This is a genomic window from Prevotella sp. LCP21S3_D2, from assembly GCF_052118345.1.
Taxonomy (GTDB): Bacteria; Bacteroidota; Bacteroidia; order Bacteroidales; family Bacteroidaceae; genus Prevotella.
Genome location: NZ_JBQKHJ010000003.1, coordinates 90,542 through 107,049, shown reverse-complemented (window position 1 = coordinate 107,049; position 16,508 = coordinate 90,542). Strand labels below are relative to the sequence as shown.

General features: G+C 46.4%; 13 protein-coding genes. 10 read left to right on the top strand and 3 right to left on the bottom strand.

All coding sequences use genetic code 11. The features are described 5' to 3' along the window. Positions 1 to 52 precede the first annotated feature (52 nt). Positions 53 to 1,321, top strand: coding sequence for a ComEC/Rec2 family competence protein (locus tag ACTQ16_RS03720; protein ID WP_441936161.1), 1,269 nt, complete (start codon positions 53 to 55; stop codon positions 1,319 to 1,321). A gap of 64 nt (positions 1,322 to 1,385) precedes the next feature. Here the strand turns inward: ACTQ16_RS03720 and ACTQ16_RS03715 are convergent, their stop codons facing one another. Continuing rightward, on the bottom strand, positions 1,386 to 3,137 hold the full coding sequence (locus tag ACTQ16_RS03715; RefSeq protein WP_288283524.1) for a phospho-sugar mutase: 1,752 nt from the start codon (positions 3,135 to 3,137) through the stop codon (positions 1,386 to 1,388). A 176-nt stretch (positions 3,138 to 3,313) separates the two neighbouring features. Here ACTQ16_RS03715 and ACTQ16_RS03710 point away from each other — a divergent pair, with 176 nt between their 5' ends. The 6 genes from ACTQ16_RS03710 (at position 3,314) to ACTQ16_RS03685 (ending at position 10,403) form a co-directional block, all read left to right on the top strand. Further along, positions 3,314 to 3,643 carry a DUF4491 family protein gene (locus tag ACTQ16_RS03710; protein WP_441936159.1) on the top strand — a complete coding sequence of 110 codons (330 nt, stop codon included), beginning with the start codon at positions 3,314 to 3,316 and terminating at the stop codon, positions 3,641 to 3,643. Between the two features lie 42 nt (positions 3,644 to 3,685). Then, complete coding sequence (gene rlmH / locus ACTQ16_RS03705) at positions 3,686 to 4,156, top strand: 23S rRNA (pseudouridine(1915)-N(3))-methyltransferase RlmH (RefSeq protein WP_217760127.1); 471 nt, start codon at positions 3,686 to 3,688, stop codon at positions 4,154 to 4,156. 47 nt (positions 4,157 to 4,203) lie between these two features. Next, entirely contained in the window at positions 4,204 to 7,110 is a 2,907-nt protein-coding gene (gene uvrA, locus ACTQ16_RS03700) for an excinuclease ABC subunit UvrA (RefSeq protein WP_441936158.1), read from the top strand. 140 nt (positions 7,111 to 7,250) lie between these two features. Then, positions 7,251 to 7,640: a DUF1573 domain-containing protein gene (locus ACTQ16_RS03695; protein ID WP_294968014.1), complete on the top strand. Its 390-nt coding sequence runs from the start codon at positions 7,251 to 7,253 to the stop codon at positions 7,638 to 7,640. A 2-nt stretch (positions 7,641 to 7,642) separates the two neighbouring features. Then, entirely contained in the window at positions 7,643 to 8,488 is an 846-nt protein-coding gene (locus ACTQ16_RS03690) for an EFR1 family ferrodoxin (RefSeq protein ID WP_294968012.1), read from the top strand. Positions 8,489 to 8,558: 70 nt separating this feature from the next. After that, positions 8,559 to 10,403 carry a M6 family metalloprotease domain-containing protein gene (locus tag ACTQ16_RS03685; protein ID WP_441936156.1) on the top strand — a complete coding sequence of 615 codons (1,845 nt, stop codon included), beginning with the start codon at positions 8,559 to 8,561 and terminating at the stop codon, positions 10,401 to 10,403. A gap of 112 nt (positions 10,404 to 10,515) precedes the next feature. Here ACTQ16_RS03685 and ACTQ16_RS03680 read toward each other — a convergent pair whose 3' ends face one another. Together ACTQ16_RS03680 and ACTQ16_RS03675 are read right to left on the bottom strand one after the other, a co-directional pair. Further along, positions 10,516 to 11,187, bottom strand: coding sequence for a YggS family pyridoxal phosphate-dependent enzyme (locus tag ACTQ16_RS03680; protein WP_294968008.1), 672 nt, complete (start codon positions 11,185 to 11,187; stop codon positions 10,516 to 10,518). Between the two features lie 86 nt (positions 11,188 to 11,273). Continuing rightward, positions 11,274 to 11,789, bottom strand: coding sequence for a DUF4494 domain-containing protein (locus tag ACTQ16_RS03675; RefSeq protein ID WP_218415865.1), 516 nt, complete (start codon positions 11,787 to 11,789; stop codon positions 11,274 to 11,276). Between the two features lie 303 nt (positions 11,790 to 12,092). On the opposite strand from ACTQ16_RS03675, the gene ACTQ16_RS03670 reads away from it, so the two are divergent. The 3 genes from ACTQ16_RS03670 (at position 12,093) to ACTQ16_RS03660 (ending at position 16,503) form a co-directional block, all read left to right on the top strand. Further along, positions 12,093 to 13,304 (top strand): pyridoxal phosphate-dependent aminotransferase, encoded by a 1,212-nt coding sequence (locus ACTQ16_RS03670; protein ID WP_294702872.1) that lies wholly within the window; start codon positions 12,093 to 12,095, stop codon positions 13,302 to 13,304. A 114-nt stretch (positions 13,305 to 13,418) separates the two neighbouring features. Further along, positions 13,419 to 14,666: an ABC transporter permease gene (locus tag ACTQ16_RS03665; protein ID WP_441936155.1), complete on the top strand. Its 1,248-nt coding sequence runs from the start codon at positions 13,419 to 13,421 to the stop codon at positions 14,664 to 14,666. A 169-nt stretch (positions 14,667 to 14,835) separates the two neighbouring features. Next, positions 14,836 to 16,503, top strand: a complete 1,668-nt coding sequence (locus ACTQ16_RS03660; RefSeq protein ID WP_294968006.1) for an AMP-binding protein — start codon at positions 14,836 to 14,838, stop codon at positions 16,501 to 16,503. The last annotated feature ends 5 nt before the right edge of the window (positions 16,504 to 16,508 follow it).

Here is a 16,508-nt window from a genome sequence, read left to right as displayed (position 1 = left end):
GATTTTCAGAATTTTAATGTATCTTTGCGCTCAACATAAGGTGACTTTGCACATGAATATCAGAATGAACATCATACTGAGCGCGGGTATTATCATAGCCAGATATGGCTATGACCAGATGCCTCCGGTCCTTTGGCTCATTCTCCTGCTGGTCATGACTGGCATGGCTATCATCCTGCGGAAATGGATACTAAGCCAGCACATCCTTTTATATATCTGTATGTTTCTTCTGGGTGGTCTTCTCACTTCCTATCAGGAATATCGGGAGCGAAAGCCTGATACCTATTTTACGATAGATGAACTTTCGGAACTGGACCGGTTTCAGATAACTGCGCAAGAACGGAGAGCGGAAACAGAACAGAAGATGAAGGGATTGGGCATTGAGAATGAAGACTTTGGGGTCATTGCAGCAATGGCACTGGGCGACAAGACGGCGCTGGACAAGGACACGAAAGAGGTTTATTCCGTAGCTGGAGCAAACCATGTATTAGCCGTAAGCGGACTGCATATCAGCATCATCTTCCAGCTGCTCATCATGCTGTTAGGTGGCAATCGCCGCCATATCTTCGTCATTTTTTCTGCCCTTCTAGCCATCTGGATGTATGTTCTGTTCATTGGCGTGCCTGCGAGTGCCGTCCGCTCTGCCACCATGCTGAGTGTTTATGGATTTGTAATGATGACCCGGCGAAAAGGAGAATCGCTCCATTTGCTCTCCACCGCTTTAACCTTCATGCTATTGTGGAATCCACTTTATCTCTTCGACCTCAGTTTCCAGATGTCGTTTGCGGCAGTTGGTTCCATCATCGTGTTTATGCCGTTGCTCAGTTCTCTTTACCATCCTGCTCATCGCCTATCACAATGGATATGGAGTATGCTTTGCGTATCGGCAGCTGCCCAGATTGGAACTCTTCCGCTCATCACTTATTACTTCGGGCGCATCTCGTGCTATTCCCTTCTTACCACATTCATTGCAATTCCTGCCGCCACGGGCATTCTTTACCTCTGTTGCATGCTGATGTTGCTGAGTCCCTTCCTGCTTCTGTCGCCGACAGTCGCTCCCGCCTCCTGGCTGACAAGCTGGATTGCCAAGGCATTGGTATCCATCACTCATTTTGCCAATACCGCCTTCCATCTCATCTCCTTGGCTCCCGGTGCCAGCATTGATGGAATCCACCTTCCCCTCCCTGCCCTATTCTGCATCTATGCCGTTATAGGGTTAGTGTATGCCGGATGGGTAAGAATAAAAAGGATAAGAAACAAAATGGCGAGAAGTCAGGAAGACTTCTCGCCGGAGAATGCATTATTTATGAATCATAGATAATGCTCAAAAAAAATAGGGTTGTCGGGAGAAACCACAGAAGGCATCTCCCAATCATTTTCATTCATTAATCCAACTTCAGGCTCTTCTTGATAGCCTCGATCTTATCCATTGCAGCAGCTGTGCAGCGGTTGTAGCAGCCAGCGCACTTGAATGAAGGATCCTTAACCTCAATATAGAACTTGATCTTAGGCTCTGTACCTGATGGACGGACACTTACCTTGGTGTTGTCATCGCAGAACCACTGGAGTACATTGCTTGTAGCAGGCATATCGAGCTTCTCTACGCTGCCGTCAGCATGCTTAGCCTCCAAAGACTGGTAGTCCTTCCAGGTTACCACCTTGCTGCCACCCAACTCCTGTGGAGGGTTGGCACGGAAGTCTGCCATCATCTGCTTAATCTCGTCAGCACCAGTCTTACCTGGGCGAACTACGTTTACAGTAAACTCCTTGCTGAAGCCATACTCTGCATAAATCTGCATCAGGAGGTCGTAGAGAGTCTTGCCCTGATCCTTAGCCCATGCTGCAATCTCGCAGATGAGGCAGATAGAAGCAGGAGCATCCTTATCACGTACCTTATCGTATGGCAAGAAGCCGAAGCTCTCCTCACCACCACCGATGTACTGCTGCTTGCCCTCAGAGATAGCAATCTCGCGTGCAATCCACTTGAAACCGGTGTAGCAGTCGCGCAACTCTACGTTGTTCTTCTTGGCAATCTCAGCAATAACTTCTGTTGTTACGATGGTCTTTACGAGGAAGTCTGTTGGCTTCAACTTGCCCAACTTCTTCTTGTTCTCGATGATATAGTAGCAGAACATCATGGCTGTCTGGTTACCATTGATGATTATCCACTCACCCTTGTCATCACGGCAAACGATAGCCAGGCGGTCAGCATCTGGGTCTGTAGCTACCACGAGGTCAGCGTTCAACTTAGTACCGAGCTTCATACCGAGGGTCATAGCCTCTGCATTCTCTGGGTTAGGAGAAACCACTGTTGGGAAGTTGCCATCTACAACCATCTGCTCAGGAACAACATTGATGTTCTGGAAGCCCCAAGAACGCAGACAGAGAGGAACGATGACACGACCTGTACCGTGCATAGCTGAATAAACGATGTTGAGGTCTTTCTGACGGTTGATGACATCCTGGTCAATCATAGCAGAATGAACGGCTGTCATGTAGTCGTAATCCATCTCACCACCGATAATCTTGATTTTATCCCAGTTAGCCTCAAACTTCACCTGGTCGATAGTAACCTTGTTCACCTCCTCGATGATACCTGTATCATGTGGAGCCAGAACCTGAGCACCGTCGCTCCAGTAAGCCTTGTAACCGTTGTACTCCTTAGGGTTGTGAGAAGCTGTTACGTTGACACCAGCCTTGGCACCGAGCTCGCGGATAGCGAAAGAAATCTCTGGTGTAGGACGGAGGCTCTCGAAGAGATAAGCCTTGATACCATTGGCAGAGAAGATGGCAGCTACGGTCTCAGCGAAGAGACGGGAGTTGTTACGGCAGTCGTGACCTACCACTACAGAAAGGTTCTCCTCACCTGGGAAAGCCTTGAGAATGTAGTTAGCAAAGCCCTGGGTAGCCATACCAACGATATACTTGTTCATACGGTTGGTACCTGCGCCCATGATACCGCGCAAGCCACCAGTACCGAACTCCAAATTCTGATAGAATGCATCAACGAGAGCAGACTTATCCTCTGCATCGAGCATTGCCTTTACTTCCTTACGGGTTTCTTCGTCAAAAGCAGGTGTGAGCCACTGCTGTGCTCTTTCTTCACACTGCTTGATTAATTCTGCGTTATTAGCCATAGTTTGATTCTATTTTGTTATTAATAATGTTCATATAGAGGGTTGTGCTCGAAAACAGCACAATATATCTCTTTTTGCGTACAAAGTTATATAAAAATTTTGATAAACCAAACAAGATTGAAGTTTTTTTTGTATTTTTGCACATTGAAAAAGAAATAAAATAAAAAGTTAGGTATATGGAATTATATTATACGGGCGTCATCATCGCCATTTCCACCTTTTTAATAATAGGTATCTTTCACCCTATTGTTATCAAGACAGAATATCATACCGGCACCCGATTCTGGTGGGTGTTTCTCGTGACGGGTATCATCTGCGTAGGAGCAGCCTTTCTGGTTGCCAATGTCCTCGGCTCTGCTCTTCTGGGCGTAGTAGGAGCTTCGTGTCTCTGGAGCATCGGTGAACTCTTTGAACAAAAGGAAAGATGCGAGAAGGGATGGTTCCCGAAGAACCCGAAACGGGAAAAGAAAGGATACTATAGGGACGAAGTGAAGAGTGAAGTGTGAAGAGTGAAGAATTCAAGTGTATAGGAAGAAAAATTCAACGAAATGAAAACAGAACTCATACTGGTCGGAAAGACCGTGAACAAGCATTTCATTGCGGGCATCAAGGATTATGCCGAGCGCATCACGCACTACATGCCGTTCAATATAACCACGATTCCTGAGCTCAAGAATACCAAGAGCCTCAGCGAACAGCAGCAGAAGGAACGGGAGGGAGAACTGATTCTGAAGCTTCTGCAGCCTTCTGATACCGTGGTATTGATGGATGAGCATGGACTGGAATTCCGAAGCATAGAGTTTGCGAAGTGGATAGAACGCAAGCAGGCTACGGCTAGAAGGCTTGTGTTTATCATCGGAGGTCCTTACGGATTCTCGCAGGCAGTATATGACCGCGCCAACGAGAAGATCTCGCTTTCCAAGATGACCTTCTCGCATCAGATGGTACGCCTTATCTTTACCGAGGCACTCTATCGCGCATGCACTATTATAAAAGGTGAGCCTTATCATCACGAGTAAAAGAGGATCACTAATCATAAAGTTCAAAGCTCAAAGTTCAAAGTTCAATGTCAAAAGAGAAATATATAGAGATTAAAGGGGCGAGAGCCAACAACCTGAAGAATATCGACGTGAAGATACCGCAGGGCAAGTTTGTTGCCATTACGGGGGTCTCCGGGTCGGGAAAGTCTTCTTTGGCTTTTGATACCTTATATGCAGAAGGTCAGCGACGCTATGTGGAGTCGCTGTCTTCGTATGCCCGCCAGTTTCTGGGCAGAATGAGTAAACCGGAATGCGATTTCATCAAGGGATTACCACCTGCCATCGCCATCGAACAGAAGGTGATTTCACGCAATCCCCGTTCTACCGTGGGAACGAATACGGAGATTTACGAATATCTCCGACTGCTCTATGCCCGCATCGGCAAAACCTATTCGCCTATCAGCGGACAGGAAGTGAAGCGCCATACCGCAGAGGATGTCTTAGCCTGTACCCGCCAGTATTCAAAGGGTACCAAGTATGTCATCCTTGCACCTATCCATGTCATCGAAGGCAGAAGCCTCAGCAAGCAGCTGGAGATGTACATGCAGGAAGGCTATGCCCGCATCATGGAAAAGAATGAGTTTATACGCATCGAAGACTTCCTGGAATCTGCAGATAAGGAACTGCTGGAAGCCAGCGGAGATGACCTCAAGAAAATTATAGAACAACAGGGAAAAGAGATTTATCTCGTCATCGACCGTGCGTCGGTAAGTGATGAGAAGGACGACATCAGCCGTCTCTTCGATTCTGCCGAGACAGCCTTCTATGAAGGAGACGGTGCCTGCCGAATTCTCTTCCTGCCTAGCAATATCAGCTACGATTTCTCTACCCGTTTCGAGGCAGACGGCATCACCTTTGAAGAACCGACAGACAACATGTTTGCCTTCAACTCTCCACTGGGTGCCTGCCCTACCTGCGAGGGATTCGGAAGCGTGATAGGCATCGATGAGAAACTCGTGATTCCCAACACCTCGCTAAGTCTTTACGACGGCTGCGTGGTTTGCTGGCGTGGAGAGAAGATGGGCATGTGGCTCAAAGAGTTTATCCGCCGTGCTGAACCATTCCACTTCCCTATCTTCAAGCCATACTATGAGTTGACCCAGAAGGAAAAAGACTGGCTCTGGCATGGTCTGCCTACAGAGAAAGACCGGGATCCGCACGACCGTGTGAGCATCGATGAATTCTTCAGAATGGTGAAGGAGAACCAGTACAAGATACAATACCGTGTGATGCTGAGCCGATTCCGCGGAAAGACCATCTGTCCGGACTGTCACGGAACCCGACTCAAGAAGGAAGCCAACTATGTAAAAATAGGTGGCAAGAGCATTACGGAACTGGTAGACATGTCGGTTACCAATCTGAGTGCATGGTTCAAGAAGCTGGAGTTGACCGATCACGAGAAAGAGATCAGCAAGCGACTACTCACAGAGATAACCCATCGTCTGCAATTCCTTCTGGATGTGGGACTTGGTTATCTTACACTCAACCGCCTCTCCAACAGTCTTTCTGGCGGTGAGAGCCAGCGCATCAACCTGACCACCAATCTCGGTTCATCGCTTGTAGGCAGTGTCTACATCCTCGATGAGCCAAGTATCGGTCTGCACAGCCGTGATACCGATCGCCTCATCAAGGTTTTGAGAGAACTGCAGGAACTGGGCAATACGGTAGTGGTAGTAGAGCACGATGAAGAAATCATGAGAGCTGCCGACTATCTGATAGATATCGGTCCGGATGCAGGACGCCTTGGCGGAAGAATGGTTTATTCCGGACCTGCATCAGAATATTCCGTAACCGACCAGAAAGAACAGGAAAAGCTTCTGGCGAAATATCCGGAGAGTTATACCATCAAATATCTCACCCATGCCGAGAAGATAGAACGTCCAACCAGTCATCGTGCCTGGAACATGGCGTTGGAAATCAAGGGAGCACGCATGAACAACCTGCGTGGCATCGACGTAAAGATTCCGCTCAACGTGTTCACCGTAGTAACCGGAGTATCCGGTTCAGGAAAGAGTTCACTCATCAAGGGCATCCTCTACCCTGCCATGCGCCGCAAGCTGGATCTGGTAGCCGATGCACCAGGCGAATATACCTCGATAGAAGGCGACCTGAATGCCATCAACCACGTAGAATTCGTAGACCAGAACCCTATCGGCAAGAGTACGCGAAGCAATCCTGCCACCTATCTGAAGGCATACGATGCCATCCGTACGCTCTTTGCCAACCAGCCACTTGCCAAGCAGATGGGTTTCACCACACAATACTTCTCCTTCAATACCGAGGGAGGACGATGCGAGGAATGTAAGGGAGCGGGCTATGTAACCATCGAAATGCAGTTTATGGCTGACCTTGCCCTGACCTGCGAAGCCTGCAAGGGCAAACGGTTCAAGCACGACATCCTGGAAGTGAGATACGGAGGAAAGGACGTGAACGACGTACTCAACATGACCGTAAACGAGGCTATCGAGTTCTTCAGCAACGAGAAGCTGCAGCATAATGAAGAAGACTTTGCAACCTGCCGCATCATCGTGAGCCGCCTGAAGCCATTACAGGAAGTAGGACTCGGCTATATCAAGCTGGGACAGAACTCCAGTACCCTCTCCGGTGGTGAAAACCAGCGTGTAAAGCTGGCATATTTCATCGGCAAGGAAGAACAGTCGCCAACGCTTTTCATCTTCGATGAGCCAACCACGGGACTTCATTTTCACGACATCAAGCGACTGCTCCATGCCTTTGATGCCCTGATAGAAAGAGGACATTCGCTGGTAGTCATCGAGCACAACCTCGATGTCATCAAGTGTGCCGACTACATAATCGACCTGGGACCGGAAGGCGGAGATAAGGGCGGCAGCCTGGTTGTGGCAGGAACACCGGAAGAAGTGGTGGCCTGCCCAGAGAGTCTGACGGGCAAATTCCTGCAGAAATATCTATAGGTAATGAAGCAAAAGACAGGCAAGCGAAGTAACTATTAATATAAATAATGTAAAAAATTAACGTTATACTAAACTTTATGTGTACTTTTGCATCGAATTATATAAAAAAGAAAAGAAATAATAATAAAATAAGAAAGGAAATGAAAAAGAAAAGAATCATATTGGCATTGACTATGCTTGTAGCTATCACAGCGACAGCCTCTGCCCAGGCAGAGATAAAGTTTGAAAAGCTCGTTCATAACTTCGGAACCTTCGAAGAGAGCAACCCTGTGCAGAAAGCAACATTTACTTTCACCAACGTGGGCGACAAACCTCTTATCATCAACCAGGCTATTGCTAGTTGTGGATGTACAGTACCTTCATATACCAAGAAGCCTATTGCTCCAGGTCAGAAGGGACAGATCAGTGTGACTTATAATGGCAAGGGCATGTTCCCTGGACATTTCAAAAAGAGCATCACTGTTCGTACCAATGGCAATGTAGAAATGTCACGCATCTATATCGAAGGCGTGATGTCTGAAAAGAAATAATCATGATATTCTATTTTTCAGGAACAGGAAATACCAAGTGGGCAGCTTCCAAACTGGCGGCTGCCACACATGACAGCTTGATATCCATCGCCCCTTATATGAGAGCCGATGATACCAAGTATGATATGACCGAGCCGTTTACCCTCCAGGAGGATGAACGGCTTGGTTTCGTTTTTCCGGTACATGGCTGGAGAGTACCGAGACTGGTGAGAGAGTTTATCGCAAATCTCAAGATTCAGAGAGCTGAAAACACAGAAGATGGAAAGAAAGAAGAGACAAGACGTCCTTTCGTCTACTGTGTATGCACGGCTGGTGACAGCATCGGACTCACCATCGAGAACCTCAATGAGGTCATCTCATCCAATCCTTCTCTTGCAGATCTGGGCATTACAGCCGTAGATTCGTCCTACTCCCTGATTATGCCGGAATCATACGTGGGACTTCCTTTTATGGATGTAGACCCAAAGGAGCGTGAAATCCGGAAGAAGGAAGAGGCGGCACAGGAACTGGCGGTGGTATGCGAGGAGATATTCAATCGCAAGCAGGGCGTAAACAGGCTCGTAAAAGGTCCCATTCCCTGGTTCTTCACAAAGGTAGTAGGAGGATTCTTTGAGAAAGTGCTCATCACCGACAAGCGATTTCATGTTGAGAAAGACCGCTGCGTGAAGTGTGGCATCTGTGCCAACGTCTGTCCGGTAGGTGATATCAAGGGCGGTCATGGTGCTTACCCGGAATGGCTGCATCACAAGGATTGCCTCACCTGCTTCACATGCTACCACCATTGTCCGCATCATGCCATTGAGTTTGGAAAACAAACCCGGAAGAAGGGACAGTATTTCTTTAAGTAGAGAACTGTATTCCATGATAGAACGGAAAGTATTTCATTTAATAATAACCCATCCTAAACAGTTTAACTATATGAAGAAAATCTTACTAAGCCTGGCATTTTCATGGATGGCAGCAAGTTCTTTGTTTGCTGCCAAAGCAAAGCCTGGCGTATGCCGACTGATGATGACTGACGGAAGCTACGTTTCTGCTACCCTCAAGGGAGATGAAAACTTCCATTACTATACCCTCCTGGACGGTACTCCCTTACAGAAGATGACCAACGGGACATACGAGAGATCATCAACCCAGGCATTGCAAGCTAGATTACAGGCTAGCATGGCACGCAAAACGAGAGCCAGCAGTATCGGAAACCAGCAGTATTTTCCACATCTCGGAACTCCAAAAGCACTGGTTATCCTGGTAGAATTTCAAGACGTTAAATTCAAGAGCACCTCGCCGGCAGCCACCTTCAACCATTATCTCAACGCAGAAGTGGGAGAAGCAGCACCAGTTGCCGATGCCAAGGTTTTCTCGACAAAGGAAGAAACAACCAACTACGGTTCGGTAAGAGAATACTTCAAGCACTGCAGCCTGGGCAAGTTTGTTCCACAATTTGATGTGGTGGGACCGGTTACACTCAGTCAGAACTTTGCCTATTATGGAAATAACAGAAGCGAAGACGACATTGACATTCATTGCGACCAGATGCTGGGTGAAGCCTGCAGCTTGGTTGACGATCAGGTGGATTTCTCCCAATACGATGCAGATGGCGATGGCTGTGTAGACCTGGTTTACGTCATCTATGCCGGTTATTCGGAAAGTATCAGCGGCAATTCAGATGACTGCCTCTGGCCAAAATCAGGAGCTACCCTATTCTACCGATACGACCAGAATGGAAATCCGGCAGGCAACCTGGAGTGCGACGGAATGAGCTTCTCCCGCTATGGCATCAACAACGAACTGAACGGTACCCCGAAGGATACCCAAGACGGCAAGTATCTGCTGAATGGCATCGGCCTCTTCTGTCATGAATTCTCACATACCATGGGTCTGCCGGATCATTATCCGGTATCCGGCTCATCAACCTATGCAGACAATCAGAGTCCGGAATACTGGGACCTGATGGACGCAGGAGAATATACCCAAGACGGCTATTGCCCTACTCCATATACTCCATGGGAAAAGATGATGATGGGTTGGATAGATCCTGTCACTCTATCTTCAACCCAGGCAGAACAGCTGACGCTGGAACCATACGATATGGCATCGAAAGCCTATAAGATTATGGCAGATGTTGACGACAGCAACTTTTTCATCAACGAGAACTACTCTGCCGGCATCATCAGCGAGGCAACCAGACAGAACCTCAAGAAGAGAGCACAGGGAGAATTCCTGCTGCTGCAGAATATCAGAAACGAAGGCTGGTATAAGAGCCTGCCGGGATATGGATTGCTGGTTTGGCGCATAGATTATGCTGACAAGGATTGCGTATCACTCTACGATTATCCCAACGATATCAAGGGAATATCCAGAGTGATGGTAGTACCGGCAGATGGTCTCGTCATCAACCAGATGAACTGTGGAGACAACAACACATATACCTGGAGCGATTATGACACCAGCAACCAAAACGACCCATTCCCAGCTTATGGCATCGGTAAGGATGGCAGCGATGTGAACAGTCTGACCAAGGTGAAATTCAACTGGAGTACCCTTACCTCCCGTCCTCTCTACAACATCAAGAAGGATGAAGCTACGGGTATGGTTACCTTTGATTACCTCAAGGACTTCGCTTCTACAGGCATCAGCAAGACAATCATCAACATTACCGACAAGCGACCTACAGAATACTACGATATGGAAGGTCGTAAGGTGAAGAATCCTATCAAGGGACATCTCTATATCACCAACAAGGGATATAAGATGATATTCTAGAGAAAACAGAAATATACATATAAAATAAGGAGGATGTGACTTTTCATCATCACATCCTCCTTTTTTCATATTAGAGATATTCTTAAGTCTGATAAACTCAAAGACACTATAATCAATAGATTCTAGGACCAAAGATGGTAGTACCCACACGCACCATATTACTACCGTGCTTTACGGCAATCCGATAATCGTGACTCATACCCCAACTTCTTTCACAGAAAGCATCATCATCGGCAAAATACTTCTCCTTCACTTCCTTGAAGAAAGCATAGGCAGCATCAAACTCCTGAGCTATCTGCTGCTCATCATCCGTATTGGATGCCATCATCATGATACCGCAAATCTGCACATGCTCCATCGTTCTCCATTCGCCCGCCTCCAGGAGTTCACGGCAATCATCAAACGAGAAGCCCGACTTGGTTTCTTCCTCTGCAATATGCAATTCCAGAAGAACCTTTACCACACGGTCGTGCTTGGCAGCCTGCTTGTTGATTTCCTTCAGGAGTTTCAGGCTATCCACCGATTCTATCATAGAGATATACGGAGCGATATACTTCACCTTATTGGTCTGAAGATGACCGATGAAATGCCACACGATATCCTTAGGCAAGGACTCTACCTTCCTGGCAAGTTCCTGTTCATGGCTTTCACCAAAGATACGTTGCCCCTCAGCGTATGCAGCCTCGATATATTCGTTGGGATGAAACTTACTGATGGCTACGAGATTGACTCCCGCAGGCAAGTTGCCCAACACTTCCCGAAGATTTCCTTTTACATCATACATAGTTCAATTAATAATTAAGAATTTATAATTAATAATGATTCCTTAGCCATTTGCTTTGCTGGAAGTATGACATAAGGTATACCTAATTACTCAGCTGGCTGTTCTGCATTGCCTTGCTCATACTCAGGCACATCGTTCTTCTCCTCCTTATTAGGAGCCTGATGCTCGAATACATCCATCAGGTTGGTCTCGTTAAGACCAATTGTGTCATAGTCGATCATGGTCTTACCCATTTCCTCGTCAACATAACGGAGTGCACGGGCCAGAGACTTAGCCTGAACGAGATAGTTTACAGTAGAACGCTTCTCCTTCTCAGTCTTATCATCAAGGGTGATAAACTGCAACTTAGCCTTGTACCACTTGTCATCATCGTCTACATCGCTGAAGAAAACCTCATGGTAGGCAGCCTTTGCAATACCACTAACCTGAAATTCTCCGCTGACATAAACAGACATTTCATCGGTGATAGCGCTCTCTGCCTCTGTAAAGCTTAAAGCATCTACGAGATAATTCTCTGTAACCACCTTCTCAGAACCATCCTCCATTGTTTTCTGATATCTCACTTTGGTTGAAAACCAAGTAACATTTGATCTACTTCTCATTTTTTACCTTTTTTATTTTAAATATTTAGTTTTATAATCATTTATTTGAGGATAGGACGAACAAGCCGCTCTACCCGGTTTTGCAATTCTAAATCACTGTTTGGAGATGCAAAGTTATAAAAAAGAATGCAGAAAAGCAACAGAAACACAAGATTTTTATTAAAATATAAAATTAAATTAAAATCTTTTCCGTATTTTCAGCTAATTTTCTTAACTTTGCACACGATTAGCGAGAAGTGGGCTCTTTTTAATGGCCGTAAATTATCTTCTCGACTTGGATAATTAATAGAAAGAAAGAAAAAGATGCCAGAAATATCTGTACGCGGTCTTGAGATGCCAGAGTCACCAATCAGAAAGTTGGCTCCTTTGGCTGCCGCAGCAAAGAAACGTGGAGTAAAGGTATATCACCTCAACATCGGTCAGCCAGACCTGCCTACTCCTCAGTGTGGTCTCGATGCCTTGAAGCATATTGACCGCACCATCCTGGAGTATTCTCCAAGCCAGGGCTATCTCAGTTATCGTGAGAAGCTAGTAGACTATTACAAGAAATTCAATATCAACGTAACTGCCGATGATATCATTATCACATCGGGAGGTTCCGAGGCTGTACTCTTCTCTTTTATGAGTTGCTTGAACCCAGGAGATGAGATTATTGTACCAGAACCTGCTTACGCCAACTATATGGCTTTCGCCATTTCTGCAGGTGCCAAGATCCGTACCATCGCTACCACCATCGAGGAAGGTTTCTCATTGCCTAAGGTAGAGAAGTTTGAGGAGCTGATCAATGAGCGCACACGTGCCATCCTGATCTGCAACCCTAACAACCCAACAGGTTACCTCTATACACGCCGTGAGATGAACCAGATTCGTGACTTGGTGAAGAAGTACGATCTCTATCTCTTCTCTGATGAGGTTTACCGTGAGTATATCTATACGGGTAGCCCTTATATCAGTGCGATGCACCTGGAGGGTATTGAACAGAACACAGTGCTTATCGACTCTGTATCCAAGCGATACAGCGAGTGTGGTATCCGTGTGGGAGCCCTGATTACCAAGAATGCAGAAATCCGCAAGGCTGTGATGAAGTTCTGTCAGGCTCGTCTTTCTCCTCCACTGATTGGTCAGATAGTAGCCGAGGCTTCTCTCGATGCACCTGAAGAGTACTACCGTGACGTATATGATGAGTACGTAGAGCGCCGTAAATGCCTGATTGACGGACTCAACCGTATTCCTGGCGTATACTCTCCTATTCCTATGGGTGCCTTCTATACCGTAGCCAAATTGCCTATCGATGATTCGGATAAGTTCTGCCGCTGGTGTCTGGAAGAATTCGAATATGAGGGCGAAACCGTGATGATGGCTCCAGCTTCTGGTTTCTATACCACTCCAGGTGCAGGTCGTAATCAGGTACGTATGGCTTACGTTTTGAAGAAGGATGACCTGAACCGTGCATTGACAGTTCTTGCCAAGGCACTGGAAGCCTATCCGGGAAGAGTGGAGGATGAAGGACTATAATAATTAATAATGTATAATTGATAATTTATAATTGGGTACATACCATCATCCGCAAGGCAATTAGTAATTATTAATTCTACATTATAAATTCTACATTATAAATTATTCATTAGAATGAATTTTCCTCTATTTATAGCAAAGAGATTATATAGCGATCAGGGCGACAAACGTAAAGTTTCTCGCCCTGCTATTCATATAGCCACTGCGGGTGTTGCCATCGGTCTCGCCATCATGATCATGTCAGTATGCGTGGTGCTGGGATTCAAACATACCATCCGCGACAAGGTGATAGGATTCGGAAGCCATATACAGGTAGCCGACTTCCTGACCCTGCAACAGCAGAACCAATACCCGGTGGTGGTGAACGACTCGATGGTAAACGTCCTGAAGAAGATACCAGGCGTCAAGCATGTACAGCGATTCGCCATGAAGGAAGGCATTCTCAAGACTGACAATGACTTCCTGGGAGTTGTTCTCAAAGGTGTAGGACCAGATTTTGATTCAACCTTTATCAATCAGAACATAGTTGAAGGAAGCATTCCCAAGTTTGACGACAAAGCGAGCCATAACCAGATTCTCATATCCAAGTTGATGGCAGACAAGCTGAAATTGAAGAACGGAGAGCGAATCTTCGCCTACTTCATCGATGACAGCGGAGTAAGAATGCGCAGATTCACCATCAAGGGAATCTACGAGACCAATCTGAAGAAGTACGACGAGATTATAGCTTATACAGATCTCTATACAGCCGTGAAGCTGAATGGCTGGGAAGATGACCAAGCCAGCGGAGCGGAGCTCACCGTCAATGACTTCGGGAAGCTCAACGAAACGGAAGACTATATTATAAATAAGGTGAACCGTACCGTAGACCATTATGGAGAGACCTACAGCAGTGCAACCATCAAGGATTTGAACCCTAACATCTTCCAGTGGCTCAGCCTGATGGACATGAATGTATGGATTATTCTCGGCTTGATGATAATAGTAGCCGGCGTAACGATGATAAGCGGCCTGCTCATCATCATCCTGGAGCGCACTTCAATGATTGGAGTGATGAAGGCATTGGGAGCCCGCAACAATATCATTCGCCACACCTTCCTCTGGTTTGCCGTATTCATCATCGGCAAGGGAATGATATTGGGTAACATCATCGGTCTGGGACTGTTAGCCATTCAGAATCTGACAGGCATCGTGAAGCTTGATGCGCAGACTTACTACGTAAGTAACGTCCCAATAGAGTTTAACTGGCTCTTCATTCTGGCATTGAATGTAGCCACCCTGCTCATCAGCGTATTCATGCTTGTAGCACCAAGTTATCTCATCTCTCACATCCATCCAGCTAAGTCGATGAGATATGAATAAATCTCTTTATCCCATTATTGCTATCCATTTATAGCAATAATGGGATAAAAACTTTACTATTTTACCTAGTTTTTGCATTATTTTGCCTTTAGCACGAAAATAATGCACATTTTTTTTTGCGATGTGCAGTATTTTCTGTATCTTTGCACAAAATTTTGTAAATTGTGCAATGGATTCAATACCAAGTTTTAACTCATATATTGAGAGAAGCATCATCAAGAACTGGAACCTGGATGCGCTCACCGATTATAAGGGAGCTACACTCCAGTATCATGATGTTGCAAGAAAGATAGAAAAACTTCACATCCTGTTCGAGAACAGCGATGTCAAGAAGGGTGACAAGATAGCCGTGTGCGGAAGAAATAGTAGTCAGTGGGCAGTAGCCTTTCTGGCCATTATCACATACGGAGCCATCGTCGTACCTATACAGAACGAATTCAAGCCTGAGCAGATTCACAATATCGTGAATCACAGCGAGAGCAAACTTCTGTTCGTAGGAGATGTGGTAGCTACAGAGATAACTCCTGAAGAGATGCCCTCTCTGGAAGGAATTATCCACCTACCTGACAATTCACTCGTCATATCTCGCTCTGAAAAACTAACCTATGCCCGTGAACACCTCAACAAGATGTTTGGTCACAAGTATCCGAAATACTTCAGAGCAGAACATGTAAAATATCACGTAGACGCCCCGGAGGAGTTGGCGATGATTAATTACACCAGCGGAACAACAGGTTTCTCTAAGGGCGTGATGCTGCCATATAGAGCGCTTTGGGGTAATCTTGATTATCTCATCGACTCGGTAAGTCCTAAGATAGGAAAGAATTGCAACATTCTCTCTACCCTGCCGATGGCGCACATGTACGGACTGATGACAGAGTTTCTCTACAATATCGTAGAAGGTAACCACATATTCTTCCTCACCCGTCTCCCGAGTCCTACGCTCATCTCAGAGGCGCTGGCAGAAATCAAGCCCGACATTCTCTTCGCTGTACCGCTCGTGGTGGATAAGATCGTAAGAAAGGAAGTGTTCCCACATATCCAGACCAACCGCGCAAAGCTTCTGATGAGCATGCCTGTCATCAGCAAGCGCATCAAGGAGAAGGTTCGCGAGTTCGTGCTGCGTAAGTTTGGTGAGCACCCATACGAGGTAGTTGTCGGTGGAGCTCCGCTCAACAAGGAGATAGAGAACTTCTTTATCAGCATCGGATTCCCTATCGCCATGGGATACGGTACCACAGAGACTGCACCGCTCATCACCTTCGCCCATCAGGACAACTACGTGGCAGGAAGCTGCGGTGTTGCCGTGAAGCACATGGAGGTAAAGGTATTGAGCGATGACCCTGAGAATGTAGCAGGAGAACTGGTTTGCCGCGGCATCAACGTGATGAAGGGATATTACAAGAATCAGGAGGCTACAGATGCTGTACTCGACGAAGACGGATGGTTCCATACTGGCGATTTGGCTACCATGAGTGCCGACGGACATTTCTTCGTAAGAGGACGCAGCAAGAACATGCTTCTCGGTCCTAACGGTCAGAATATCTATCCGGAAGAAATAGAGGACAAACTCAATTCCCTGGCAATGGTAAACGAGAGCATCGTACTGCAAAGCAATGACAAGCTCGTAGCGCTGGTTCACCCGGACATGGATGAAGTAAGCAATCTCGGATTCACAGACGAAGACCTTGCCAACATCATGGAAGAAAACCGAAAGGAACTGAACCAGCAGATGCCAAGCTTCGCTCATATCTCACGCATCCAGTTGCACGATACAGAATTCGAGAAGACTGCCAAGAAGTCTATTAAAAGATATTTGTATCAAGACGTAATATAACAGAC

Bases quoted from the DNA above. Each gene is read 5' to 3' on its own strand.
- ACTQ16_RS03720 (WP_441936161.1), top strand. From the start codon at position 53: ATGAATATCAGAATGAACATCATACTGAGCGCGGGTATTATCATAGCC.
- ACTQ16_RS03715 (WP_288283524.1), bottom strand. From the start codon at position 3,137: ATGGCTAATAACGCAGAATTAATCAAGCAGTGTGAAGAAAGAGCACAG.
- ACTQ16_RS03710 (WP_441936159.1), top strand. From the start codon at position 3,314: ATGGAATTATATTATACGGGCGTCATCATCGCCATTTCCACCTTTTTA.
- rlmH (WP_217760127.1), top strand. From the start codon at position 3,686: ATGAAAACAGAACTCATACTGGTCGGAAAGACCGTGAACAAGCATTTC.
- uvrA (WP_441936158.1), top strand. From the start codon at position 4,204: ATGTCAAAAGAGAAATATATAGAGATTAAAGGGGCGAGAGCCAACAAC.
- ACTQ16_RS03695 (WP_294968014.1), top strand. From the start codon at position 7,251: ATGAAAAAGAAAAGAATCATATTGGCATTGACTATGCTTGTAGCTATC.
- ACTQ16_RS03690 (WP_294968012.1), top strand. From the start codon at position 7,643: ATGATATTCTATTTTTCAGGAACAGGAAATACCAAGTGGGCAGCTTCC.
- ACTQ16_RS03685 (WP_441936156.1), top strand. From the start codon at position 8,559: ATGAAGAAAATCTTACTAAGCCTGGCATTTTCATGGATGGCAGCAAGT.
- ACTQ16_RS03680 (WP_294968008.1), bottom strand. From the start codon at position 11,187: ATGTATGATGTAAAAGGAAATCTTCGGGAAGTGTTGGGCAACTTGCCT.
- ACTQ16_RS03675 (WP_218415865.1), bottom strand. From the start codon at position 11,789: ATGAGAAGTAGATCAAATGTTACTTGGTTTTCAACCAAAGTGAGATAT.
- ACTQ16_RS03670 (WP_294702872.1), top strand. From the start codon at position 12,093: ATGCCAGAAATATCTGTACGCGGTCTTGAGATGCCAGAGTCACCAATC.
- ACTQ16_RS03665 (WP_441936155.1), top strand. From the start codon at position 13,419: ATGAATTTTCCTCTATTTATAGCAAAGAGATTATATAGCGATCAGGGC.
- ACTQ16_RS03660 (WP_294968006.1), top strand. From the start codon at position 14,836: ATGGATTCAATACCAAGTTTTAACTCATATATTGAGAGAAGCATCATC.